The 24,680-nt window shown below is 48.9% G+C and carries 25 protein-coding genes and 2 pseudogenes; 10 read left to right on the top strand and 17 right to left on the bottom strand.

Going from position 1 to position 24,680, the window contains the following annotated elements; translation table 11 throughout:
* Window positions 1-7 precede the first annotated feature (7 nt).
* Window positions 8-916, top strand: coding sequence for a LysR family transcriptional regulator (locus tag ACFQ0N_RS03190; RefSeq protein WP_379322888.1), 909 nt, complete (start codon window positions 8-10; stop codon window positions 914-916).
* 58 nt (window positions 917-974) lie between these two features.
* On the opposite strand, the gene ACFQ0N_RS03185 is transcribed toward ACFQ0N_RS03190, so the two are convergent.
* From ACFQ0N_RS03185 to ACFQ0N_RS03175, 3 genes are all read right to left on the bottom strand, one after another.
* Window positions 975-1,862 carry a DUF4261 domain-containing protein gene (locus ACFQ0N_RS03185; protein WP_379322887.1) on the bottom strand — a complete coding sequence of 296 codons (888 nt, stop codon included), beginning with the start codon at window positions 1,860-1,862 and terminating at the stop codon, window positions 975-977.
* 169 nt (window positions 1,863-2,031) lie between these two features.
* Window positions 2,032-3,117 carry a glycosyltransferase family protein gene (locus ACFQ0N_RS03180; protein WP_379322886.1) on the bottom strand — a complete coding sequence of 362 codons (1,086 nt, stop codon included), beginning with the start codon at window positions 3,115-3,117 and terminating at the stop codon, window positions 2,032-2,034.
* A gap of 464 nt (window positions 3,118-3,581) precedes the next feature.
* A complete protein-coding gene (locus ACFQ0N_RS03175) occupies window positions 3,582-4,661 on the bottom strand; it encodes an ArsR family transcriptional regulator (protein WP_379322885.1) in 1,080 nt (359 codons plus the stop codon).
* Between the two features lie 135 nt (window positions 4,662-4,796).
* Here ACFQ0N_RS03175 and ACFQ0N_RS03170 point away from each other — a divergent pair, with 135 nt between their 5' ends.
* On the top strand, window positions 4,797-5,189 hold the full coding sequence (locus ACFQ0N_RS03170; RefSeq protein WP_379322884.1) for a GNAT family N-acetyltransferase: 393 nt from the start codon (window positions 4,797-4,799) through the stop codon (window positions 5,187-5,189).
* Window positions 5,190-5,286: 97 nt separating this feature from the next.
* Here the strand turns inward: ACFQ0N_RS03170 and ACFQ0N_RS03165 are convergent, their stop codons facing one another.
* Both ACFQ0N_RS03165 and ACFQ0N_RS03160 read right to left on the bottom strand, forming a co-directional pair.
* On the bottom strand, window positions 5,287-5,808 hold the full coding sequence (locus tag ACFQ0N_RS03165) for an ankyrin repeat domain-containing protein (RefSeq protein WP_379322883.1): 522 nt from the start codon (window positions 5,806-5,808) through the stop codon (window positions 5,287-5,289).
* A 100-nt stretch (window positions 5,809-5,908) separates the two neighbouring features.
* Window positions 5,909-6,871, bottom strand: a complete 963-nt coding sequence (locus ACFQ0N_RS03160; RefSeq protein ID WP_379322882.1) for a helix-turn-helix domain-containing protein — start codon at window positions 6,869-6,871, stop codon at window positions 5,909-5,911.
* A 300-nt stretch (window positions 6,872-7,171) separates the two neighbouring features.
* On the opposite strand from ACFQ0N_RS03160, the gene ACFQ0N_RS03155 reads away from it, so the two are divergent.
* Both ACFQ0N_RS03155 and ACFQ0N_RS03150 read left to right on the top strand, forming a co-directional pair.
* A complete protein-coding gene (locus ACFQ0N_RS03155; protein ID WP_379322881.1) occupies window positions 7,172-8,269 on the top strand; it encodes a tyrosine-type recombinase/integrase in 1,098 nt (365 codons plus the stop codon).
* 186 nt (window positions 8,270-8,455) lie between these two features.
* On the top strand, window positions 8,456-9,640 hold the full coding sequence (locus ACFQ0N_RS03150) for a multidrug effflux MFS transporter (RefSeq protein ID WP_379322880.1): 1,185 nt from the start codon (window positions 8,456-8,458) through the stop codon (window positions 9,638-9,640).
* A gap of 517 nt (window positions 9,641-10,157) precedes the next feature.
* On the opposite strand, the gene ACFQ0N_RS03145 is transcribed toward ACFQ0N_RS03150, so the two are convergent.
* Window positions 10,158-10,856 (bottom strand): cupin domain-containing protein, encoded by a 699-nt coding sequence (locus ACFQ0N_RS03145; RefSeq protein WP_379322879.1) that lies wholly within the window; start codon window positions 10,854-10,856, stop codon window positions 10,158-10,160.
* A gap of 105 nt (window positions 10,857-10,961) precedes the next feature.
* Window positions 10,962-11,354: a DUF6223 family protein gene (locus tag ACFQ0N_RS03140; protein ID WP_379322878.1), complete on the bottom strand. Its 393-nt coding sequence runs from the start codon at window positions 11,352-11,354 to the stop codon at window positions 10,962-10,964.
* Between the two features lie 208 nt (window positions 11,355-11,562).
* On the opposite strand from ACFQ0N_RS03140, the gene ACFQ0N_RS03135 reads away from it, so the two are divergent.
* The 3 genes and pseudogenes from ACFQ0N_RS03135 to ACFQ0N_RS03125 form a co-directional block, all read left to right on the top strand.
* Window positions 11,563-11,784, top strand: coding sequence for a response regulator transcription factor (locus ACFQ0N_RS03135; protein ID WP_379322877.1), 222 nt, complete (start codon window positions 11,563-11,565; stop codon window positions 11,782-11,784).
* Window positions 11,771-12,100 (top strand): annotated as a pseudogene (locus ACFQ0N_RS03130) (sensor histidine kinase); the annotation flags it as partial. The gene ACFQ0N_RS03135 and the pseudogene ACFQ0N_RS03130, both read left to right, overlap by 14 nt.
* A pseudogene (locus ACFQ0N_RS03125) lies at window positions 12,093-12,409 on the top strand (Tn3 family transposase); the annotation flags it as partial. The pseudogenes ACFQ0N_RS03130 and ACFQ0N_RS03125, both read left to right, overlap by 8 nt.
* Before the next feature lie 104 nt (window positions 12,410-12,513).
* On the opposite strand, the gene ACFQ0N_RS03120 reads toward ACFQ0N_RS03125, so the two are convergent.
* The 4 genes from ACFQ0N_RS03120 to ACFQ0N_RS03105 are packed head-to-tail and all read right to left on the bottom strand — an operon-like array spanning window position 12,514 to window position 15,193.
* Window positions 12,514-13,158 (bottom strand): DUF2306 domain-containing protein, encoded by a 645-nt coding sequence (locus tag ACFQ0N_RS03120; RefSeq protein WP_379322875.1) that lies wholly within the window; start codon window positions 13,156-13,158, stop codon window positions 12,514-12,516.
* Window positions 13,159-13,213: 55 nt separating this feature from the next.
* Window positions 13,214-14,053, bottom strand: coding sequence for an SGNH/GDSL hydrolase family protein (locus ACFQ0N_RS03115; RefSeq protein WP_379322874.1), 840 nt, complete (start codon window positions 14,051-14,053; stop codon window positions 13,214-13,216).
* Window positions 14,054-14,075: 22 nt separating this feature from the next.
* Entirely contained in the window at window positions 14,076-14,840 is a 765-nt protein-coding gene (locus ACFQ0N_RS03110; protein WP_379322998.1) for an SDR family NAD(P)-dependent oxidoreductase, read from the bottom strand.
* Window positions 14,840-15,193 (bottom strand): DUF6220 domain-containing protein, encoded by a 354-nt coding sequence (locus ACFQ0N_RS03105; RefSeq protein ID WP_379322873.1) that lies wholly within the window; start codon window positions 15,191-15,193, stop codon window positions 14,840-14,842. Before ACFQ0N_RS03105 ends, ACFQ0N_RS03110 begins: the two co-directional genes overlap by 1 nt.
* A gap of 182 nt (window positions 15,194-15,375) precedes the next feature.
* Here ACFQ0N_RS03105 and ACFQ0N_RS03100 point away from each other — a divergent pair, with 182 nt between their 5' ends.
* The gene (locus tag ACFQ0N_RS03100; protein WP_379322872.1) at window positions 15,376-16,074 is read left to right on the top strand and encodes a response regulator transcription factor; all 699 of its coding nucleotides are present in this window, start codon (window positions 15,376-15,378) and stop codon (window positions 16,072-16,074) included.
* Window positions 16,071-17,402, top strand: coding sequence for a sensor histidine kinase (locus tag ACFQ0N_RS03095; RefSeq protein ID WP_379322871.1), 1,332 nt, complete (start codon window positions 16,071-16,073; stop codon window positions 17,400-17,402). Before ACFQ0N_RS03100 ends, ACFQ0N_RS03095 begins: the two co-directional genes overlap by 4 nt.
* 97 nt (window positions 17,403-17,499) lie before the next feature.
* Here the strand turns inward: ACFQ0N_RS03095 and ACFQ0N_RS03090 are convergent, their stop codons facing one another.
* The 5 genes from ACFQ0N_RS03090 to ACFQ0N_RS03070 form a co-directional block, all read right to left on the bottom strand.
* Entirely contained in the window at window positions 17,500-18,156 is a 657-nt protein-coding gene (locus ACFQ0N_RS03090) for a FusB/FusC family EF-G-binding protein (RefSeq protein WP_379322870.1), read from the bottom strand.
* Window positions 18,157-18,426: 270 nt separating this feature from the next.
* The gene (mnmH, locus tag ACFQ0N_RS03085) at window positions 18,427-19,473 is read right to left on the bottom strand and encodes a tRNA 2-selenouridine(34) synthase MnmH (RefSeq protein WP_379322869.1); all 1,047 of its coding nucleotides are present in this window, start codon (window positions 19,471-19,473) and stop codon (window positions 18,427-18,429) included.
* Window positions 19,474-19,504: 31 nt separating this feature from the next.
* On the bottom strand, window positions 19,505-20,569 hold the full coding sequence (gene selD / locus ACFQ0N_RS03080; RefSeq protein ID WP_379322868.1) for a selenide, water dikinase SelD: 1,065 nt from the start codon (window positions 20,567-20,569) through the stop codon (window positions 19,505-19,507).
* A 208-nt stretch (window positions 20,570-20,777) separates the two neighbouring features.
* A complete protein-coding gene (locus ACFQ0N_RS03075; RefSeq protein WP_379322867.1) occupies window positions 20,778-21,686 on the bottom strand; it encodes an NAD(P)/FAD-dependent oxidoreductase in 909 nt (302 codons plus the stop codon).
* A gap of 167 nt (window positions 21,687-21,853) precedes the next feature.
* Window positions 21,854-22,567: a 2OG-Fe(II) oxygenase gene (locus tag ACFQ0N_RS03070; RefSeq protein WP_379322997.1), complete on the bottom strand. Its 714-nt coding sequence runs from the start codon at window positions 22,565-22,567 to the stop codon at window positions 21,854-21,856.
* A gap of 259 nt (window positions 22,568-22,826) precedes the next feature.
* On the opposite strand from ACFQ0N_RS03070, the gene ACFQ0N_RS03065 reads away from it, so the two are divergent.
* The gene (locus ACFQ0N_RS03065) at window positions 22,827-23,990 is read left to right on the top strand and encodes a hypothetical protein (protein ID WP_379322866.1); all 1,164 of its coding nucleotides are present in this window, start codon (window positions 22,827-22,829) and stop codon (window positions 23,988-23,990) included.
* A gap of 72 nt (window positions 23,991-24,062) precedes the next feature.
* Here the strand turns inward: ACFQ0N_RS03065 and ACFQ0N_RS03060 are convergent, their stop codons facing one another.
* Window positions 24,063-24,653, bottom strand: coding sequence for a C40 family peptidase (locus tag ACFQ0N_RS03060; RefSeq protein ID WP_379322865.1), 591 nt, complete (start codon window positions 24,651-24,653; stop codon window positions 24,063-24,065).
* Between the last annotated feature and the right edge of the window lie 27 nt (window positions 24,654-24,680).

Below are 24,680 nucleotides of genomic sequence, written 5' to 3'. Positions count from 1 at the left end.
ATGGTTGGTGACGCTGCAGCAACTCAAATACGTCATCGAAATTGCAACAAGAGGGTCGATGAATGAAGCGGCCAAACGGCTATTTATTTCGCAGCCGAGCTTATCAAATGCGATCAAGGAGTTGGAGAAAGAACTTCAACTTACGATTTTTGAAAGGACGAATAAAGGGATCGCACTGACCAACGAAGGCGCAGAGTTTCTTGGTTATGCGAGACAGGTCGTTGAGCAGGCAGAGCTGCTGGAAGGACGGTATTTGAATGCCACCCCCTCTCCCCAGCATTTCTCGGTTTCGACCCAGCATTACGCATTTGCGGTCAACGCCTTTGTTCAGCTGGTCAAGCAATATGGTCAGGAGCAATATGAGCTTGCGCTCCGGGAAACCAAAACGTATGAAATTATTGAAGATGTACGCACGATGCGCAGCGAGATCGGCATTTTGTATGTAAACGAATTTAATGAGAAGGTTATTATGAAGCTGCTGAAAGAAGCGAACTTGCTTTTTAATCTTTTATTTACAGCCAATCCGCATGTATTCGTCAGCATCTATCATCCGCTGGCTAAGGAAAAGCTGGTGACGATCGAGCAATTGAATGATTATCCCTACCTGTCATTTGAGCAGGGAGAATTTAATTCTTTTCATTTTGCTGAGGAAATATTGAGTACGTTGACACGGCCGAAAAGTATCCGTGTGACGGATCGCGCGACATTATTCAATCTGCTGATCGGTTTGAACGGCTATACGATCTCTACCGGGGTGTTAAGTGCAGATTTGAATGGAAATGAGATTATTCCTGTGCCGCTCGATTGCAAGGAAGCGATGAATGTAGGATGGATTTGCCATAAGCATGTGAGCCTGTCCGCTCTCGCAGAGGCTTATGTCTCGGCACTGCAGGTGGCGGTCAAGCAGGAAGTGTAGCCCTAAACGCAAGTTCGGCCAGCTGCCTGGATGCAGCTGGCCTGAATGCGCCGTCCGGTTATGAATGCTCCTCTTCCAGCTCGCGATTGCCGGCCGCAAATTCATTGGGGCAAATATCGATCACTTCACGTGCCGGCTGGACGAGGGCATGCTCATAATGGCATTTCCAGAATATATCAGGCACCATCTCGCCATCGCGCATACCGGCCATCGTATCGCCATCCTTCAGCTCTGCTTCTGATTCGAATAAATAGGCCGCAACATTAAACGCGTGGCGCGATACATCGTTAGGGTCCAATGTGTGGAAATGGTATTGGATGTCTGTCAAGCCGATCGCATACAACCCGAGCGAGTCCATCAAGCTGTCTTCGGTCCCATGTACATTGAAGTAACGAATGTTGATGCCGAATTGCAGGAAGCGGCTCGGCCCTTCATACGGATTTTCTTTAATCTCCTCAGGCAGCAGCAGCTTCCCGCTTGCAGGAATCCATACAGCTGCACAGGTTGGAAACAGCTTAACCGCTACCTCGATCCAATCTGCAAGCAAAGAGCAGCGGTCTTTAATCGGCAGACCGGCCGACATAAAATCGCTCATCAAAATTTTGTAACGGCACTGCTCCAAAAGTGCCGCACCGTCAGGCAAATTCCAGAATTGGGAACGCTCCATCTCGCTAATCGTCTGCTGTTCGAAAGGTGTCACGTCCGCGATCATCGTTTGTGCCGGCATTGTGCCATTGGAATATTCTACATTGTAGGCTTCAATCGCGAATGAAGACAGCATTTCATCTGCGGATACGATATCCACCTTGCCGCATTTTTGCATTAATGCCTCATGAATGGCGGCAATGGCCGGTCGCTCAGGTTCTTCCTTGAATAATAAATACATTTGAAAAATTCGCTGAAAATCACTTTGTTCATCCAGGTTTTGCTGAAATGGCACAGTCATGGATAGTCCTCCTCAAGAAACGATCACTACTACTATATCGATTTCGCAGTGCTGTTCGCAATCCGCATTCATAAATCAGGTCAAAAGTACCATTTGAGGAGCGCTGGCCTAAATCTATTTCAAGAAAAAAAGATAGGCTCACGTTACCGTAAGCCCGAATAACTTTAAGTTATCCTCTTTTTCTAGTGACCCTCGATTGTTTATGCATTTTTTTGATAGATTGCGTTTTTTCGCGATAAGCTGCACGTTTTGCTGATTGCCGAAAGCGACGTTTTGATTTTTTTTCAGGAGCTTTTACCGTTAATGACGTTGGAGTCAGCGAGTTTGAGGAAGCTACTGCGGCAACGCCTTCCTCACTGTCAATCCGCCTTTTCAGCAAAGGCCTTAAACCGGGATTATCACCAGGACACGGGTTAGCATTCTCCGACATGTTCTCACTATAAACAGTGCCTGTAAAACAATCAAATATAACAGCTTTATTAGACTCCGCTTCTTGATCATCTTCATCCCAATTTTCCATTTCCTTGCTGTAGATCCACATCAGCTTATTGCCCGCTGCATCGCTATGATGCTGTTCGTTATAGAAGCATTGTCCCCGATTCCCTAATTTCGCGCGCAGCCCGGCATCTTCAAGCAATGCCTTTAAATTACGATATATATTAGCCGGATTGGTCGTCACTACCGGAAGCTCAGGAGCGAATTTTGGCAGTAAGTCGGCGCGTAAATGGGACAGTACCGGCTTCCCAAGTGACATGGCCATAATAGAGACCTCTCCGTATGAGCCGTGCAAGAGCTGATCAATAACGATATCAGCCTGTTTTATTTTGGCAACAAGCTTATCCTTCTCTTGGCTCTCCACCCGCTCGTAATGAACTTTATGGCCATTGCTTTGCAACAGCGAGATTGCTCTTTCGATATCATCTGTCCCCATTGCTTCATGCGTTTTCAAGTGAACAATAACAGGCGCGTCATTAGCCGGCCGTTCAATAAAGCCGGGGCCTACCCTATAATTGCTCAAATCAACGGGCTGAGGCAAAATATAGACTCTCCTATGATACTTGGCGGCATATTCGGCGGCTTCAACATTATTGACGATACAGGCCGGGAAGAGCTCGGAAATTTGCTTGAGTGCAGCCGTTACCTTCTCGTCGTCATAACGGTCAAAATGAGCGTATCGATTAGCACGAACAGCTTCTTTTCTCGTTCTTAACTCTTCAGTCTTATATTGAATGAGGCGGGGAACCTGCTGCTTCAAAACAAGCGCCGCGATCTCCGGCCATCTGGAGATGATCGCTGAAGTATTGGAAATGTGCAGTATATCGGCTGGCGGGCATCGCGAAAGTGCCTGTTGGTCCCAGCAGAAGCTTGTTATTTGCGCCGCCTGAACTGTATTCATTAACAAAGCGGCTTGTGAATCTCCGCTTGTATGGATGCTTAAAATATTCAAAATTATCCCTCCTCAAAAATAGTCAGTACACTATATCATATGACATTCACACAGTAATGAAATTCAGCTGTTGCCTATTTATTGCTAAACCGCTGACCGTGAGAAGAAACGGCTGACGCCGTCCTTGGCGCGAGGCAAGTTTCTTCCCCTGAAATTTTATAGAATTTATCGAGTGAAACTTATAAATTCTATAAAATCAACAAAAAACTCTCTTTCATCTGGCGGCAACGCCATTGTGAAAGAGAGTATCGCGAGCCTGCGGGGCTCAAAGTTTAATGCAAATAAACAGACATGCCCGGATACGCCTGCCTTAAACTTTCCAACTGTTGTTGCAGGGTGTTTCTGTCAAATCCGCTGTGGAAAAGCTCGGGATCAGGCTTGAAAGTAATACCTGTACCGCTCGCTTGGGATACACCGACGGTCATCAGCCCGGTTTGCGGGATGCCATGTTTATAATCCTGGCGGTATATAAATCCGTCCCGCTGTACTTCTACTGTCAGGCTGCATGCAAGCGCGTTGACGACGGCGATGCTGATGCCCTTCTCAGCGCCAGGCGCCTGATAGGGAGCATCATGACTGAATCGTTCAATTCCTGTTAGAACAGTTTGCACATTGGACTGCCCATTGTCGCTGTTCGGAAATACTTGAACAGGAATTCCCCTCCCGTTGTCATTCACAGTAGCGGCACCATCCGGGTGAAGGAAAATATGCACTTCCGTAGCATTGCCTGCTGCATGCTCAAGAATGCAATTTTCCAGGACTGCCCAGAGCAGCAAATTGGCATCATAGCCATTTTTGCTTGCTTCACCTAAATAAGCGCCTGCTCCATTACGCACATCTACCATATCCAGGTAGTCGCTCGTATCGAGCAAGTCGGCAGTTGCAGCAAGCAGCAGCAGCAGCGGCAGCTTGCGATGATCCGACAACGTGTAGCGGCCGTTTTTGTTTTGCGTGATTAAATCGGCGCCTTGCAAAGCTTTCATATGATGGTACAACTGCCCGGTTGTTCCCATCTGGAGTTTTTCTACAAGTTCAGCGCCGGTTAGTGATTCTGTCATGATTGCGGTAATGATGTCGAGACGCGGCTTGCTCCCTAATGCAGCTAATATTTTGGAAATCTTTTCATTGCTCATGTTCAGCAACGACTCGATCTGCCGCTCCTTTGGCTCCCAGTGCAGCAGCTGGCCTCCAGCTTTATATTGTCCGGCATAATAAATATGACCTAAAGCAACTGACTCTGTTACTGGAATAAAAGTATGCCCTCCAGCCCCTGTCCTAGCCAGCACAAGCTGCTGCAACTCTGACATTTGAAGCTTAAGCGCTTCAATCTCGCTCCGCAAATCCGCACTCATAGCGTCAACTCCTCCAATTATTTTATTACGTATTTACGTAATAACGTATTTTTATAATAACAAATTCCCTTTATTTTGTAAAGCAGTTGGTTCTATAATGGATGGGTAACCTGATTTTAGCGGGAGTTGATAGGGATGGGATTGCGTTACGAGTGGCAATTGCCGGGCGCGAGCGATATTTACGCATTATACGATCATCTGGACTGGAACGCTTATTTGCAGTTAAGCGAGGAGCAGCTGTTTGCTGCCATGCGCAATAGCTTGTACAGCATTTATGTTTACGATGGCGAGCTTTTAGTTGGCACAGGACGGATTGTATCTGACGGCGTGATTAGCGCATATCTATGCGGCGTGGGTGTTCATGAGGGCTACCGTAACCGGGGAATCGGTGCTGAAGTAGTTCGCCTCCTGGCCGACCGATGTCAAAGAAATCATTTGCATTTGCAGCTATTTTGCCAAGAAACGCTAGTGCCGTACTATGAAAAATTGAATTACCGCGTATTCGGAGTAGGCATGAGGCCGGAGTAACAAAACAACGTCGCTGACCGGTGCAAAAATTTACACGCGGCTAGCGACGTTGTTATACTCGCAATCAATAAGTTTACATAATTATTTTTATGTAACCTTACTGCTTGCTTCCAAGCTGGTGAAGCAGCTCTACGATGCATTCATTGCCTTGCTCGAGGGCGACGGCGAGCGCAGTCTCTCCCCCGCCGCTCCGGCCATTCAATTCAGCCCCATGCTCAAGCAGCAGACGAATAATGGCTTCATTACTATTATGGTATGCTGCCGTATGCAGACAAGTATGACCATTGCTGTCATATAGATTGGTGTTTGCCCCGCGTTCTAAGAGCAGGCGGATCACTTCAATATCCCGTTTTCCGGCAATCGCTGCATGCAAAGCGGTATTGGATGGAATATAGGATACTTTCGATTGCGAAAGCTCATTCACGTCCGCATCGTGATCAAGCAGCAGCTTCACCGCCTCAATTTGGCCAAAATGCGCTGCATACCCCAGCAAATGAAGGCCGTCATTGTTAAGCGTATGAACGAGCTCAGGATGCTCCGAAATTTTTCCCTTCATTAATATAGTGTCTCCGTTTTGCGCCGCGCGAAACAAATCTTCAATTATAACTGCTGATTCCATGTCTGCCAGCTCCTCTTCATCGCTTGTTAGCATTAGTATAGTGTGTTCGAATCCAATATACTTAGCGAAAATCACCTTTTATTGCGGAATTGCCGCGGATTCATGCAAACTGCGCTTCCAGCCACTGCTGCAAAGTAAGTCCCTTCTGGTCGGCAAGTTCGATGAGCGCAGCTTTTTTATTTTCCGGCAAATAAAAGGTGATGGGCGACAGCCCTGTATCAATTAAGGTGCCGTCGAATTTCGGGATAATAGACCCGCTTGTGATAAATAGCTTGAGCTTGTCGAGCAGATCAGGGTGAGTGGCCGGCAGGATGTCTGTCAGTACCGACTTTTTCACTTCTACGATCAGCTTGTCCTCCATCATAATGCGCATATTGGAAGGGCCGATCTGCTCGAAAAATAGTTCAATGATGGAATAGATCATCGAATCGAGCATGGTGGGGGCCGGGAATTCAAAACGGGCATAGCCGTAAGCGCTATTCACCTTGGCAGGTTTGATTTTGAGTGCCGGCATCCACCCTTCGCCTAGAGCCTGCTCAAGAGTAAGGCGAGCTCCCCCCTCTACTTGCAAAATGACTTCAATTTTTTGCCGGCTAGCTCTTTTCATCTCGATTACTCGCGCCAAGCGTTGTTCTTTTCGGTAGGGCTGAAATAAAAAGGCGCCGGATTTTTTGTCATAGATCGTATCCGACTTGCCGTGATCAGGATTGCTTGCCATATAATCGAGCAAATGCTCCTCACGAATGAAAAAGGTTTTCTGTCCGCGCAGCTCTCCCTCATAGTAAGGCAACAGTCCCTCTTTAAGCAGCTTTTGAATAAAGCTTTTTGATCTTCCCAGCCGCTCAGCCGCTTGCGCCGAGGTTAAGTCTTCCTTTATATAAGCCGGTTTTAACCGTTCTACATCCTCTCTTCGGAAACGGTATCCGCCATCTCCTTTATACGTTGTGCGATTGACCGGCTCCAGTCTTTTATTCTCATCCTCATGGTTGACAATCTTGTAAATCGATGTGGCAGTTATATTCAATTCCGCTGCTGCCTCGCTCACACTCAAATAAGCGTTCATGTCTAATGTTACCGACCTTTCATACCATATGATTAAGTTAACGATTCTATTGTAGCATAAATGAATAAAACTCGGCCTTATATTTATGAAAATATATGATTTAAATAATAATCGTTTTATTAGAAAGAAATGATTTTTTAATTATATATTAAATGAAATTCAGTAAATCAGTTAAAACAAAAAGAATAGAGTATTATTTTATGTTATACTATAAAAATAAGTTTTCAGTTGTTTTATATCATTTGAATGTTAGTTTGGCATAACTATAAATCACATTTTTATTTAGGAGAAATAAGAAAAATGAATTTACAACCAAAGCAATTTTATTTAGTGGATGTATCGTCGCTAAGTAATGAAACAATCAACTATATGTCACAATCTATTATGGTTAATGATTCCTATTATAAAGAGATTATGCTGTATGTATCTGCTGAAGAGGATGAACGCGGCAGCTATAATTTTTCCGCCGTATCGAATATCGGCATGATTTATCTTTATTTGCACCGCAGAGGGACAAAGCGCTCCCAATCGACGAAGAAGGACTATGTGCGCGAACTGCTCGTTTTTTTGCAATTTGCTGCGGCCATCGGCAAAGCAGACATTCGCGAGCTGACGCGTGCAGATATGGAGCGTTACCAGCTGCAAATGGAGCAAAAATACCCCAAGGCGACGACGAGATCGAAAAAGATCAGCATCGTCCAAAGCTTTTTGAAGTGGTGCTATGAGGAGGATTATTTAGCGAAAAACATTACGCGTGGCTTGATTCCCGTTCGCATCGATAAGGAGGAAATACCGGAGCGTGAATTCGATGAGCAAGTGCTGCAGCAAGCGATCTTGTATTATGACGGTCATCCCAAAATAAAATCGCTGCTCCTCCTCCTCGGCACGACCGGACTGCGTTTGAATGAGGTCATTACTCCGATTTGGGGAGATTTGGCGTATGATGCCAAGCGCGACCGTTATTATTTGCGGACGATTACGAAGCGCGGCAAAGTGCGCCATGCGAATATAAAAGACTATGTATTAGAGGAGCTGTGCGAGTATAGGCGCCGTCTTGGCTTGAAGACAGAGCTAAGCGCCGCGGATACGACGCCCTTTTATCCGAATCGCAGCGGCGGCCGTTACTCGTTAAGCAGCCTCTCCTCCTCCCTGTCGAAGCATATGGAGCAGGCGGGATTAGTAACCACCCGCAATGCGCGCGTTACGCCTCACTATATGCGCCATTATTTTGCCCAGGCCGCTTTTTCCGCCGGTGCGCCGATCGGCTTTATCGCGGAAACATTAGGTCATACATCCGAAAAGACGACAAGGGAAAATTATTTGCGCACCGCGCTCAAAAAAGAGCATGATGTGAGCGAATTTGTCGATATTCATTTGCCGGGCATAGGAGAGCGTTAAATTTTGGTTGTAGTTGTATCATAAAATTGCTATACTGCTAAATTATATAGTCCCCCCTATAAAATAAAAGCCAAGGTGAACGAATATGTTATCCTTTTCCAGATTATGCAAGTGCAAGCCCCCGATCCCGTAATTCCGCCAATTTCTCTTTAGGTAGAGATTTTGGAATTATAGGGGGCGAACAATATGGCACAAAAAATCTCAACACCATCATTACTATTATTTATTGTTCTTGTAGGATTTCCGCAAATTAGTGAAACAATCTATACGCCGTCATTGCCGGATATTGCAGCCCAGTTGCAGGCAAGCGGCAATAGCATACAGCTTACGCTAAGCATTTATTTTCTTGGATTTGCAGCAGGAGTGTTTTGCTGGGGAAGGCTTTCGGATGTGATCGGCCGCAGACCTTCACTGCTATGGGGCATTGCCGTCTATGGCATCGGGAGTATCGGCTGTTACTTCTCCCCTTCTGTTGAATGGCTGCTCATTAGCCGGTTCATTCAAGCTTTTGGTGCAAGCACCGGTTCCGTCGTCACGCAGACGATCCTGCGCGAGAGCATTGCGGGCGACAAACGCCACGGCGTATTTGCCCAAATCTCTGCGGCGCTGGCATTCACGCCGGCCATCGGGCCGCTAATTGGCGGCTGGATCGATCAATGGCTCGGTTTCCGCGCCGTATTTATGACATTGGTCGTGATGAGCTTGGCAATCTTCGCCTATACATGGCGCTCGCTGCCTGAGACTAGAGCAGCTTCTGCAACTGCCAAGATCAGCACACTGGCAGTAGTGAAACGGCTGCTGACAGACGGCCGCATATGGGCGTTCGGCATCCTGATCGGAGCGACGAACGGCATACTGTTCAGCTATTATGCGGAGGCGCCGTTTATTTTTATTGAGTTTTTTCAGATGAGCCCTGGCTGGTTCGGCTTTTTCGGCATTTTTGTGGCGCTATCCTCGATTATTGGCGCGTTTGCCTCGAAGCGAATGCTTGCGAGCTTCGCCGCGGAAAGGATCATTATGATCGGCTGTCTGACATCGGCTGTCGGCGCGCTATTTTTGGTTGGTCTGGCGCTTGGTGGCTTGCAGCCGACGTTGGTCCATATGGCTCTTATGGTCATTGGCATATTCGTTTTATTGCTGGGTATCGGCATGGCCATTCCGAATTGCCTCAGTCTGGCACTTGTCAAATATGGCGATGTGCTCGGGACTGCCGGAGCAGTATTCGGATTGGGCTACTACTTGCTTGTTAGTTTAATAACGAGCGGCATGAGCTATCTGCATAACGGATCATTGCTGACAATGCCTGCCTATTTTCTGGCGCTGACCTTGATGATGGCTATCGTAAGCAAAAGTCTTCATGTAGGGCGATAATTGAGCGAGAGCTGACCCATGCGGGTCAGCTCTTTTCGTAGTGTCTTGATGTCTGCTGTGGCACCTTTGGTAATTGCGGGCGAAGCGGAGCGAGCGGACCGTCGATCCGTTATCTGTGAACAAACGATCCAAAACGGCAGGGCGGCGGACCGTGGTTCCGTTATTGGTCGCTCACACCCTCATCATGAACACGTTTTGGGCGATTCTGCAGCCAAAGTCCGCATGATCATAATGGGGTCCACCAGCAAAACGCGGATTTACAATGATCGTCGGTGGATAAGGCCAAGAAATCATCGAGCGGCAATTTGGGCTGTGCCATTTATAAATCCTCCTATCAATTTTCTGTGCGGCCAATATAGTTGGGGTACCGACAACAAAACGCGAAAAACGTACGCTAAGCAAAAAATAAGAAATTTGCATACGCTAAGATATCTTAGAAATAAATCAACATAACGGCTATAAGGCCCAATATCAGCATGAAAAAAGCGCGTTGGATTTCTCCGGTACACTTGACTGTTCAAATCCGATACCCTAACCATTTCGCTAGTTTTGCCAATCCCCCTAAAAATACCTTTTGTATAAATTTTGGAGGCCCCACTATGTATCCGTCAATACATTCCCAAGCAACACCTAGCCACAACAAATTTCGTGGAACTCCCTTTGCCGACATCTTCCCCTCACATTCCAGTTTATGAACGAGAGCAAACATTTTCCAATGCCGCCCAGGTGGACGAATCTCATGGGTCACCACCGTATGCTGTTCGCTGATACTCCAAAATTGATGCACCTGGTTCGGGTAGACAGTGATCTCTTCACCCGGCTCAAGAATGATTTCCTTTTTGTCCACAAGGAAGCGCATCCGTCCTTCTTTCACTAAAAAGGATTCCGTCAGTTCCGGATGCCAGTGCGGACCATTAAGGGCCCCCCGCTGCGTCATGCGATGCTCGACGATCAAAAAACCCCCTTTTTCGTCCGTTTCGCATTTCATAATGGTGACGGTTCGGCCATCAGGATGAACGAGTTTTTCTCCAATCTTGATTTCATTTTCGTTTCTTTGAGGTTTAGTGACCTCCAATACATTCACCTCATTACGATTCTTTGTTCGTTCGACCGGGACGTAGCTCTCCCTATGAAGAACATCCCGTAAGACAGCCGCCCATTCCTGCGGCATATCAAAAAAAGAAAGGTGATGACCCGGATTACCGCCTGAAATCATTAAAAGCGGTTCTCCTTCTCCCCATCGCCTTCAGTCTTCACTCGCCCCGATCTTACCATGCAGTCTCCCTCCTGTTTCAGATCAAGATATTCAAACCCATTTAGGTCAGCCAGCACGGCGGGAGCGGATCAGAGTGATACCGGCAAGAACTATGCTAATGATCCCCATCACGATGGCGATGACAGCCGCAGCTCTTCCGTCGCCAGTGCCGAAATCACCAGGGAACATGGTCATATGAATTAAAGCATAAACAATGACGACCAGCGCCACCACTACTGATATAATGGCCCCGTTTCGCCCACCATTGCCAATACGACGGATGGAGCGGGATAGAGACAGCCCAGCAAAGATTGCGTTCATCAGCCCCACAAACGCGTCTACCGTGGACCAGATTCGCCCGGTCGTGATTACATATCCGACTTTATTTTCAGCAAAGGCAATCGTTGGTACAAGTAGAAGCGCACAGAGTATTCCGAATGAAACTAGTTTCATTTTCATATGCTCATTCCTCCTCCTCATTATTGTTGTTTTTACAAACTGAATTCTATATCAGCTTTCACTTTACACAACAAATGTCGAGAACTTATGCAGATCTTCCTCTCTTTGCGTGGATTTCTTAAAGGACCTACCAAATCACGGTATAATTTCGGTAAGCGATATAACTCTCGTCAATGGAAGCATACTAAAACGGAAAGATGTGATGAGCATGAAACCGAAATTATTGCTTGTAGAGGACGAACCGGGCATGCTGGAGGAGATGCAGACCTATTTGCAACGTGAAGGGTTCAGGGTATTGACCGCCTGCACCGGCAAGGAAGCACTCGTGAAATACGAAGCGGAAGAAAACGGATTGGAAATTCGCCTCTATACGATTTCAAGGCCGGTTACTGTGATGGCCGAAGCGAGACGGCACGCAGGTTTTCATTAATTTGCTGATCAATGCGATTCGTTACACGCCTTGTGGAGGGAAGATTACGGTTGAAATCGAAGACCGGGTCGCTGATCGGAATGCGTTGTTTGCACGTGTCTCGGTGATTGATACCGGCATCGGAATACCGGCGGAAAGGTTGCCCCACCTATTCGATCGATTTTACCGCTTAGACGAAGCGCGCTCGCGGCATACAGGCGGTACTGGGCTCGGATTATCCATCGTCCATCATTTTGTAAGAGCCCATGGCGGTTTCATCCGCGTTGCGAGTCAGCCTGATGAAGGTACTATATTTACCGAATATCTACCTAAATAAAGGAGAAGCAATGAACGCCCTGGCTCGAGCCATTTTCTTCGGGAAACATGGGGAGTTGAGAGAACGTGCTTTTTCAGGATCAATCGGGCAAGTGCTTTAAACATCCTGATTAATGCAATTAGCGTAAGGAATACAGTATATCTAGGCAAAGCTACGGATCTACTTCGGGGTAAAGGAGTGTTACGAGAGGATTTATTAAAGCACATATCTCCATTGGGATGGGAGCACATCAACTTCCTTGGCGAGTATCGTTTCGATCCGAAAGGAGTTACTTCATTAGAATCCCTTCGGCCATTGAACCAAGGATAGCAATAAAGCCGGTTACCCTTAGCGTGGTGAGAACCGGCTATTTTTGTATCCATAACTCCTTAATGTTGTAAATCCGCGTTTTGCTGGCGGTACCCCATAATAAGTCATCTCTTCAATCGGCTCAAAATAATCCACTCCCCAACGACAAGATTCACAACCAGACCGATCCAGATATTGATCTCCAGCACCGGCTTCACTACCGCCGCAACGCCCCCTGGCTGAACTCCGTGACCCGCCAAATAGATCAGGATGCAAAATGGAGTAAGGAGGCGCGCACTGGCTGCGACGAGCGTCAATAAGTAGTTTCGGACCATCCACACCCTATGCTCGCCGAATCGTCCAAGCCTCGCTTTTCGGTAACCTTTCCAGCCTGTAAACAGCCACAAAAGACCCAAAGTCAGAAAAGCCATTTGTCTCACATAGCTCGTTGCAAACATCCCGACCGTAAGTCCGGTCACACCGCCGACTGCAACGAGGCCCAAATAAATTCGTCCGACCAATCGGTGTATATCCGCTCGCCGCTTTCTCAGTCCGGGCAGAAATTGCAGCCAGCCAATGACAAGAGCAAGGAAGGAGCACCAAATATGCACGAGCAGCAGCGAATAGTGCGGTGGAAACGAAGGATTCAGCTCTACCCGGCTAAGGCTCGAATCAAGATCAAGATAAGGAGCGACGGCAAAACCGGCAGCTCCTAAAGAAAGCACCACCACTACGCCCCAAAAGATGCGAACTTTGCGCGTCTCCGTCATCTGCCATGTTCCTCCTCCCAGCCTTTGCGGCCCATGCCGCCGAACATGAGAAGCTTCATTCCGCACTCCCTCCGGTTAGTTCTTCAACAAGCTGTGTCACGATCGCTTTTTGCCCTTCAAATGTAGGATGAACGCCATCCGGACCGAGCAGCAGCTGCGCGTCATGCATCGCGAATCCCGCCTGCGTATCCACAACTTTATCCGGAAAGCTGCGAATGATATCGCCGACGCGCGTAATATCCTCATTGCGCCAAGTAAGCTGGCCGAACTGAAAGTACGGATATGCCGCTGCGCCTTCTTCATTGAAATACGGCGGAGTCAGCCACACCCAGCCTGCTTTCGTCCGGGAAGCGGCGATATGCCGGATCGCCGTCAGGTTTTTGGCCGTTTCTGCTGCGCTGACCTGCGTTTTGGCTGGCTCCGGGCCAATTCTCACCGCGTCGTTGCTGCCGATCATACACAAGATCCAGTCCGGCTCCCCGGCGGCAATGCCGCTCACCCTTCTCAATAGTTGTGCAGTCGTATTACCTGATATCCCTTCGTTCATAAACTGGATTCCAGCCTTCGGCCTTCTTAGCCCGACAAGCTGACGGAGCAATTCAAACCAGGACAGCAGGTCGTCCGTCGTGCTTTCGCCGATCGCGACCACCGTCTGCCCAGCTTGGAACGGCAGGCGATCCACCTTACCGGCAAACGCCGGATCTTCCAGCATCCCCAATGCCGCATCCTGCGCCTGTTGTGTCAGCTGGCGTTTAATCGACCTGTATGTGTCCGCATCCATGCCGTAGATCGCAGCAAGAGTCTGTTCTTCCATATTGCGTGCGAAGGGCAGCAGCTTCTCCGGATGCTGAGATTGCACCAGCTTCACCCATTGCGGATTTATATTCGTTTCCATTTATAATTTCATCTCCTTATCATCATCTCATAAACATGCCGCCATTGACCTCGAGCGTTTCGCCGGTTATGAACGCGGAAAGCTCTGAGATCAGGAACAGCACTGCATTTGCCACATCTTCCGGTAGACCTTCGCGTCCGAGCGGAATACCGGCAATGATCGATCTGCGGATCTCTTCGGTTTTGAACCGGTCGTTCGGCGTATTGGCAATGACCCCAGGGGTAACGGCGTTGACACGTATTCCTTTGCCTGCGAACTCCTTCGCCGCATTTTTTGTAAAGGTCAGCATCGCTCCTTTGGCTGCCGCATACATCGCTACACCCGCCCCGCCGCCGTTATGCGCCGCCAGCGAAGCGATGTTTACGATGCTGCCCCTCTCTTTCTCCAGCATATAAGGCAGCACTGCTTTGCTTAGAAACACGCAGGATTTGAAATTGACATCCATCATCTGCGAGTAATAATCTTCCGTGATTTCCGTAATGGAAGCCCTGCGGCTCATTTGCCCCGCATTATTGATCAAAAGATCAACCGATACGCCGAATGTAGCGTAAACTTCCTTCACAAGCGAATCAATTTGACGTACATCGGAAAGGTCCGCATGGAAAGCTGCCGCCTGCCCTCCTGCCTCCTGAATGCGGTGCACTGTTTCTTCAGCCTGCTCTCTATTGCGCAGATAATGGACGGCAACCATTGCCCCGCCGGATGCCAGCTTTTCCGCAACCGCTCCGCCGATGCCGCCGCTTCCTCCCGTTACTAACGCCAATTGTCCGGTTAACAGTTGATTCATCATGTTTTCCTCCTTGCAGCTGTAATCGCCCCCCAAAACAATAGGGCAGCTATAAGCGGATGAAGGGCTGCTATAACGAGTGCGGATGAAAAAATTTGAATTGTAAGAAACTGCATGACCACGAGCAGAAATAGCCCAAGGCTGAGCAACCGGTCGCGCCCCTTTATTCCTCCGATGAAGGCGAGAAGGAACATGACTAGTGGTGTCAAAGCGAAAATCTTCACAAACAAAGCGTGTGCCTGCCATTTCGAAGGGTCCCCGAAAGTCGCCATTCCCGCCAGAAAAATTTGAATGACAATACAGCCGAAGAACACCCAGGCCAAAATTTTGTACGCCATGCGACCTATGTTCATACTGACGCTCTCCTTTCCAGCAATGGTTTGCCATCGATATGACTTATCGTAACTGGTAAATCTCACGAAATCGGATGGAAATAGTCACAAAACGATCACTGTTTCGTTACAACCCATTCTTAATTGATTGGATGTGCTACAATATTTTCAAATAACATTTATTAGCAGCAGAGGTGAGCGCCTTGAGCTTAAATAGAAAAAGAACAGTTCTTATCGTCGATGACGATAAAGAGATCGTGGAGTTAATGCGGGATTACCTGGAGGACGAACAATTCGGTACCGCCTCTGCGTTCAGCGCCGCCGAGGCGCTCGAAGCGCTAAGCCGCCAGCCGATCGACTGTATATTGCTGGACGTAATGATGCCTGGCCAGAGCGGGCTGGAGCTTTGCCGGCACATCCGCAAAACGCACGACCTTCCCGTCCTGTTTCTCAGTGCGCGCGGAGAAGATATGGACAAAATTCGCGGGTTAAGCTTGGGCGGGGACGATTACATTGTCAAGTCTGCCACACCCGAAGAGGTCGTAGCGCGCATAAAAGCCGTACTTAGGCGCTATGAAAAAAGTGAAAAAGGGACGAAATCGGAATGGAGGTTCGGCAGACTCGTGCTGGACGCAAAAGCGCATGAAGCCGTGCTGGATGGTCGGCCGCTGCCGCTAACGCCGAAGGAATTCCACATTCTGTGCCTGTTCGCGGAGCACCCGCGCCAAGTATTCACATACGATCAGCTGCTGCAGCGATTTTGGGACGGAATTGGCGACAAGCATACGGTCACCGTGCACATTGGGAGAATTCGCGAAAAAATCGAAGAGGATCCGCGTAAGCCAAAAATCATTACGAACGTATGGGGTGTCGGCTACCGGTTCGAAGGGGTGCGGGGATGAGGCGGCCGCGACTGCGCATTCGCCAGTGGATGATGATCGGTATGCTCATCGTCCTCCTTCTGCCGCGCCTATTATTTGAACTATCGGATCTGCTCGATCGTTACGTATTCGAAAGTTCTGTCTATGAACGGCAGCAAGCCGGCTTGACTGAGGCCATCCGCATCGTGAGCGAAACGAACACGGCTCTTTGGGAGAAACCGGACTGGCAGGCTTCACTGCAAAACATTGTCACGCGGGCAGGCCTCGGAATCATTTTGCGGGATGGCGCTGGACGCGAAATGCTACATTCTGTACCGGCCGGCACAGAAGGAGCCGCGGCGCGCCAGATCAATGTGGTCGAACAAGGCGAACTGCGAGGTGAAGCGTTCTTTTTCGTCCCAAAACGGGGAAGCGAGATAGCTACGCTGTGCGCCATCGTTACAGCGATAGGCGCGATTTTGTTTATCGGCTGGAAGATGGGACGTGTTGTCGTCAAGCCGCTTGAAGCTATGAGTGCGGCAGCGAGACGGATTGCCGACGGCGATCTTGATTTTCGTTTGCCTGAATCCACCGTATTCGAAGTAGCGACCGTGCGATCGGCTCTTCACGCCTTGGGCGGCAGCCTCCGCGAATCTTTAACCCGCCAGTCCGAGCTGGAGGAAGAACGCCGTTTCTTTATCAGTGCGATCGCGCATGACTTAAGGTCGCCGTTATTTACGCTGCGCGGTTTTTTAACAAGACTGGAAAAGGGAATGATCGGCAATCAGGAGAAATCCGCACGTTATCTCTCAATCTGCAGCAAGAAGGCCGAGCAGCTTGAGCGGCTCATATCCGATCTGTTTTCTTACACCAAGCTCGAATCGATAGAGCAGACGCTGCGGCCAGAACCGGTGGAACCAGATCGTCTCTTCGCAGAGCTCGCAGAAGAATTCCGTCCTTTCGCCAGGGAAAAAAGCATTGAGCTTATCTATAAAGGCGGCGAGTATAAGGAAGACGTTACTTTTATCGGAGATTCGCATTTGTTGCGGCGAGCGGTAGGCAATCTATTGGACAATGCCGTCAGGCATACTCCGACTGGCGGAAAGATTGCGCTCAGTTGGCGAAAGGAAAAAGATCGCCTTGTCTTCACGATTGCAGATTCTGGAACCGGAATTGTTGAACAAGATTTGACGCATATATTTGAGCCGTTCTATCGAGGGGATAAGTCCAGAAATCCGGCGAACGGAGGTGTCGGTCTCGGACTTACGATTGCGCGTCGCATTGTCCGGGCGCATAAGGGAGAATTGACCGTTCAGAACCGAAGCGAGTCCGGCGGTGCTATTTTTACGGGGTGGGTGCCTTTATGTTAACAAAAAAAAGCGGACACAGGCTTTATCCATACATTTGCCTATGTCCGTCATTGTACGATTTGAAACTGCCAGATTAGCCGGCCGGTTTAACCGCGCATTAAAGTCCTGTTACCTCGCGGATAAAGCCTTCCAGCGTCTCCGGATTTGTAATATTGCTATTGCAAGCAGCGCTTTTAACGCACATGTAATTGCCGATTGATTTATAGTAATCAGGTGAAGCGCCCTTTGGCTTCGTTTTGGTAATTGCTGAAAACAAGGCGACCTCTTCATGACGATTGCAGAGAAAACAAGTGTTTTTCTTATTCAGCGGCGTATACCGCCCTTCGATCCCGACCAGCTGCCCATCGAGCCGATAAGCCAGAAACATCTTGTTCGAAGCAATGTCCATCCAGCCAAGATACGTTAGATAGCGGTAATCGAGCGTATCCAACTGCGGCAGCTTCAGCTTCTTAACCTTGGGAAACAGCTTCTTCAGCTGGTTTTCTGTTACAGGTTCAAATGCCAGCAAATAAGGCTCCAGCGATTGCAAATAATGCTGGAATTGCTCATTCGTCCGCAGCAGCTCCAACTGATTGACAATTTGCAGCTGTTCATCTGCAGCCTCCGGCAAGGCATCTGCAATTTTTTGCAGCGCGTTGTATCGTACTGCCTCGATCACCTTAGGATCAGCAACTGTATTGCAAGCATTTTGCAGCAGCTGCACCTGTCTTTTAATCACATTATAATGGTGGTTTCTAATAAATGGTGTTGTCATCGCTTTAAGCTCCTTATTCTTGTAATGTAAAGCAATAAGGTGCAAAGCCCATTATTAGAAACGATAAATTTGGGCGACAATTCAAAAAGAAACGTCTCCCCATGCAAAGTATCGCCCCTAAATCAGGCTTTGCATGAGCCGCGACTTATACTGGCAAACTGTTTTGCCATCATGATCTACCTCCTTCTTTAACGATTATTATAAAATATTTGGGCGCTTGGCAGCAACCCTTGAGCAGTAAAAAACCGCGATAGGCGCGGCTTTTTCTCTTCAATTCGGCCTCTTTGACCGCTCCTGCAGCAATATCTCCTCTACTTGGCGATAAGCCTCATCGACATTGTCAGCTTTAACATGGTATGCCTGCTGCTCATGCTGGCTGATCGAATAGGAGTAGCGGGGATCGTAGTAGTAATGAAGCAGCAGCTCGACGGCAGCTTCATAGTTTTCGGCATTCAGGCAGGCCTGAATTTCATGAGCGACCGGCGTATGAATCCGCGATTTTATCCGCTGAAAGGCATCGCTGCAAGCAGCAGGATGCTCCCATGGCTTATAATCTTGCAGTATCTGCTGTACCCTTTCGCCAAGCGGCAGTTCAATGATAATCGGCATGCCGCTTTCCTTCTTTCGCATAATAATGTCGGGAAGAACGATTTTGCCGATGCGCCTGCTCTCCGCTTCCATCGTTATAACGAGTTGCTGCTTTGTGGCAAGCAGCTGTTCGAGGAGCAAGCCATCGAACATTTTCTGATTATGCGCCTCCATCCCGATTTCACCAAAAATCGAACCGCGGTGGCCGGCCATTTCTTCAAGATCAAGTACGGCATGACCGGCTTGTCCGAGCCGGCGCAAGATCACGGTTTTACCGCTTCCAGTATGGCCCTGCAGCAACAACGCGCGAGGCGTATAAGACATTGCAGCAAGCTGTTCGACGACATGCTGGCGATATGCACGGTATCCGCCGCTCAGTTGATTGACTTGAATGCTCATCAGCGACAGCAAGGTTGCCGTCGTCTTGCTGCGCATGCCGCCGCGCCAGCAAAAAACCGTTTTTTTGCCGGGGAGCTGTGTGAAGGTTTTGATGAACGCCGGGAGCTTGGCAGATACAATTTCCAGCCCACGTTCTTTGGCAGCCGCAATGCTGACCTGCTTATAAATCGTTCCAACTTCCGCCCGCTCCGCATCATCAAACAGCGGGATGTTGATACTCCCGGGAATGGTGGCTAACTTGAATTCAGACGGCGACCGGACATCGACGGTAGTCAGGCGGCCGCTCTCCTGAAATGTGCGCCACTGCTCTATAGAAATCGCTTGAAACATTCATACTGCCCCCTTGCCTGCTCTTCTGCTGTCAGCCTTGCACCTGGATATGACCTTGTCCGGTGCCGGCACTCGTACCGGTAACCGCTCCGATAATAGCCGCTTCCACGCCCGCTTCCTGCAGATCACGCAGCAGCGCTTCTGCCTGACTGTCAGCAATGGCAATGAGCAAACCGCCGGATGTCACGGCGTCGCACAAAATCCACTGATCGATCTGATCGAGCGACGGGTCAAATGTAACGTTTGGCGTTACATGCGCGAAATTGTTTTTCGTTCCGCCAGGGACGAAGCCTTGCTCGGCCAATTCCCGAGTTCGCGGCAAGATTGGAACAGCTTGCCGGTCAATCGTAATCGTTGCCTGGCTGCCTTTAGCCATCTCAAGCGCATGCCCGAGCAAGCCGAAGCCGGTTACGTCTGTACAGGCGTGAACCTCATAACGGCTCATTGTCTCCGCGGCTGTTTTGTTTAGTGCTGCCATTACCTTCGTTACGCGGGCAATTTCCTCTGCCGTCAGCTGCTCTTTCTTGATTGCGGTAGTCATAATGCCGACCCCGATCGGTTTTGTCAGTATGAGGCGATCCCCCGCTTGGGCGCCGGCATTGGTTCTGACGCGATCCGGATGAACGAGCCCGGTCACCGCCATGCCGAACTTCGGTTCTTTGTCGTCAATCGAGTGGCCGCCGACGATCGTTACCCCTGCTTCCTTGGCTTTATCTGCAGCTCCGCGCATAATATCGGCCAAAATTTGCTTGTCCAATGTTGTAATTGGAAAGGCCACAATGTTCAGTGCAGTCAGCGGCTTGCCTCCCATCGCATAGATGTCGCTAATCGCGTTGGCTGCGGCAATTTGCCCGAAAGAATAAGGATCATCGACAATCGGCGTGAAAAAATCAACGGTTTGCACGATAGCCATATCCGCGCTAAGTCGGTACACCCCGGCATCATCACTTGTATCCAAGCCTACCAGAAGATCAGGATTCGGTTCGGGCTGCGGCAGACTGCGAACGACCTGACTTAAGTCGGCAGGCCCGATTTTACAGCCGCATCCGCCTTTGCTGGATAGAGAAGTTAATTTTATTGGCGATTCTGTACTCACCTGTATTACACGCTCCTTCAGATAGTTGGCATGACGATAAAAAAATGCTAATGCTCGTTGCAGTTGCTCCCTTTCATCGTACAGGAAACAATAGCGCGAATCAAACTTCTTTTAGGCGCTCTAGCGGGTTTAATGAATTGAAGGCTAAAAAAGCCAACTAACGCACTAACTCGTAGTTGGCTTTTATTGCATTTTCACTTATATGCGATTAAAACGACTGCCAATCCTCTTCAGTCAGGTCCGCAACAACGGCCATCGCCGCTTTGCTGCCGGAGGCGGCGGCATAAATCAATTGGGAAGGCATCACATAGGCCGAATCCCCGGCCGCGTATACTCCGGCGACAGTACTTCTGCCCATCGCATCGGTAACAATTCCCCCGTTTTTTGCCGTTTGATAGCCCAACGCTTCATTGAACCTGGCATTGGGAAGCATAGTGGGACCGATAAATCCTCCCCTTCGCTCAATATGCGTGCCATCTGTAAAATGTACCCGTTCCAGTAAGCCGTTCCTTCCGGTAAATGCTGCGACAGGAGTATCCACGATCCTTATGCCTCTGAAGGCAAGCTGCTGCCGCTGCTCGGCAGTCAGAATATCTCGGCCGTTGGTGCACATGACCACATCCCGACTCCAGTTGAGCAGCAGCTTGACGGCATGGAACGCGCCCGGATTGTCCGAAACGACCACAAGCGGACGATCCCGCAGTTCCCAGCCGTCGCAAAAAGGGCAGTTGAAGAGGCTCTTTCCATAAAAGTCGCGAAGCCCATCGATCTGGGGAAACACCTCCTTCAGCCCGGCAGCCAAAATCAGCTTGCGGGCCTGCATATACTCTCCCGACGAGGTACGAAGAACAAAGCCATGCTCCGTTCTCTGAATATCGATCACCTCGGCCTGCCAATGACGGACCGACGGGTAACTTAGCACCTCCTTGTAGGCAATGCGCCGAAACTCGGCCGGCTGAATTCCATCGCGCGTAAGGAAACCGTGAGAGGCGTGCGTCACGCCGTTCCTCGGGCGGCTGTTGTCAAGCAGTGCAACTCTCCTTCTCGCTCTGCCAAGCACCAGCGCTGCATTCAATCCCGCCGGCCCGCCGCCAACAATGGCACAATCGTAAGTCATAAGCTCCATCCCTCCGATTGATATAATCGCCAAGGACGGCATTAGCCGTTGCCTTCTTGTTTTATAAATATGTTCTTGCCGAAAGTCAATGACAAGAATATGACGGCAACAGGAAAACCTTCCCCCATCCCGAAAGTGCCAGCGGAATAGAAGGAAGGGCTCTCCTGTTATTTAGCGTCATGAAAAATAATGCCAAGACCGTACCGTTCACCGGAAGTAACCGTACTTACTCCATGTCGAACCGCATTTTTATAATAGCCTTTTTTGCCGGGTACAGGTCTATGGTTAGTAGGGAAGATAAGGGCACTGCCTTGCTCTAAAGTGATTACATGCCCCCTGCTTTGAGCACGCGGGATTTGTTCCACCAGTAAAAACTCGCCGCCCGTATAATGCTCATTCCGCTGATTTAATAGAAATACGACTTGCAATGGGAAAAATACATCCCCATATAAATCCTGGTGCAAGCAATTAAACCCGCCATTTTCATATTTTAAAATTAATGGTGTCGGTCTCGTTTGCTCGTGTTCTTCACATATTTCCAAAAAATCAGGAAGATCAAGCGGAAATTGTTCAGGCTTGTGCAAATAACCCAGCCATCTGTTTGCTGTTTTGGCCAGCTCTGGATAAAAAGACGCTCTTAAATTTTGGATTAAATCTGGAAGCGGATAAGAAAAGTACTTATACTCTCCATTTCCAAAACGATATCTCGTCATATTGATTGTCGTCCGGTACGCCTCTTCCTCGCTGTAAAGCCCCATAAAAAATTCGCATTCCTCTTTTGTTAGAACAACCGGCAGCTTTGCAAACCCTTGCTCGTCTAATTCGTTTTGTATGGACTCCCAATTCAGCCGCTTTACACGCGTTTGTATGTCATGCACCACTCTATCTCCTCCTAATTCACATGGCTCATCATTCACACTATACCCCGTCCGGACAGAAAAAATAAGAATTTGAGCATGTGATAGCAAGAAAGCGTGCAAACAGCTTGATTACGAGTGATCTTGATTGATCCCGATCACAATATCCTTTATACTAAATTTTAACTAGTCAACGAAGATTTTGCTAGTGCCGAGTGGTGGTTGGAGATACTGGGCAGACAGCAGAAACGGGAGAAAAAAACGTGGGAAAAGAGGTTCTGACATGGGAAACCGGACGTTTCTGAGCGTGACCAACGCTAATGCGAAATCGATCGAGTATGAGCATATAGCTTTCGAGACGAACAACTTTCTTGCTCCGATATGGTTTTGTCTGGTCGGCCGGGAGCAGTTCCAGCGTTACGGCGAGCGGCTTATGGAGGCATGGAGCAAAATTCAGCCTCATATGGACGAACCGGATGTTGAAACTTTCCCGGAATGGGAAAGTTTTTCTGATGCCTTCGAGTGGCAGATTCCATGGTTGGAAGCGGTCGAACAGATGCGCTTAAGTCTGCCCCGCACACTTGCCCGATACCCTATGCTTGCAGCTCCTGTGCAAGAGTGGCTGAATACATTGTCAACCCATGTGCGGCTGTATCCTGAGCCCGTTATTCATCTGGAACTTTCTCAATATTTCTCATTCACCGGCGATCCTGCGCTCTATCTGAAAGATATTGAAGAATACGTCTCGCTCTGCCAATCGCCGCATCCCTCGCAGGCAAAAGTCTGGCAAGGGGCAGCCGAAAGCGGTTACAAACTCGGCGGAGAGCATTTGCCTTGGAGAGAGCATAAGGCCGTCCAGGCGGAGCAAGTACTGGAGACGAAAGCGGCACAGTCAGATCCTCCAACATCCGTGAAGCGCCCGTCCAAGCTGTTGCAGGAGTTCTACATATGGTTGCTTGCGATTCTGTTGGCAGCCCTTTTTCTTATCGTCTACTTCAAAACGTCCAGCTTCTGGCTAGCGGCGCTCGCATTCCTCGTGCCCCTTTCGGTTCCCGTTCTGTGGCACATCCTATTCGAACGTCCCGGCAAAACCTCCAGTCATCGCCCGAAATCGGACGCGTTGTTGGAGAGAAATAATTCCCTATCCATTAATGTATTCGGAATGGAGCATTTCGACGGAAATTCACTCATTGGAGCCGATGGCTTGCAGACCGGCTCCGCGGAGGATCCTTCTATACCGGCTCTTATCCCTTGGCCGCAAATCACGCAAGCGCAAGGCATTTCATCCCATGAAATCGTGCTCACGATTTCCGCGGATCATCCTCCCATCCCTGTGGCACCTATTCACTTAAGACTGAACGGACAACTGTCAGCCAAGGATGCCGCGTCCGCCATTAACGCGATCGCACTGGCATATAAAATGGCGGCTTCAGCCCACGATCAGTGAAGCAGATCGAAACAGTGGCGGAGCAATAGGCTGTTTCACAGCAGTTTTTTAACTGACATGAAACAGCCTCGCTTAATCCGGGATGACCCTTCTAGCGAAAAGATAATTCTGGTACCAGTATTCTCCTTCTTTCTCATCTTTATGGATATTGCTGATCACTACCCCGATTCCGGGTTCGTACGTATGGAGAATCTTGCCGTCCCCCATGTAGATTCCAACGTGCCGAACTTTGTTCAAACCCGTCTCGTCCGGGAAATCCTCATCGGAAAAAAACATAAGATCCCCTTTGCGCAAATTGATGAACGGAACCTCGATACCTTGCAATGCCTGCTCCCTCGAGTTGTATCCCAATGAGATGCCATGATTCGCATAGAGGTACTGTACGTAAGAGGAGCAGTCAAATGTCTTGTCGTTAAAGCGCTCCGCCCCGTATACATATGGTGTTCCCCAATACTTCATCCCTTCTGCGATGATTGCATCGGCGACAGTTCTCCACTGCTGGCTGCCTTTGTCCTGCTGCATGCTCAATCTTTTCTCTTCCTGAATCTCATGCGGATCCGCCTCTCCCTTTCTTTGGGCTATAGGCTCCTTATTAAGGCAAGCGCTTAATCCTCCAGCGATAAGTGCTGCGAAAACGAACGTCAAGAATACTTTTTTGCCCATGTTCTTCCCTCCTGTGGGATAGTATTC

Origin of the sequence: Paenibacillus sp. GCM10027626 (genome assembly GCF_042676285.1) — a bacterium.
GTDB lineage: Bacteria > Bacillota > Bacilli > Paenibacillales > Paenibacillaceae > Paenibacillus_Z.
This window is presented reverse-complemented; position numbering and strand designations above follow the sequence as displayed.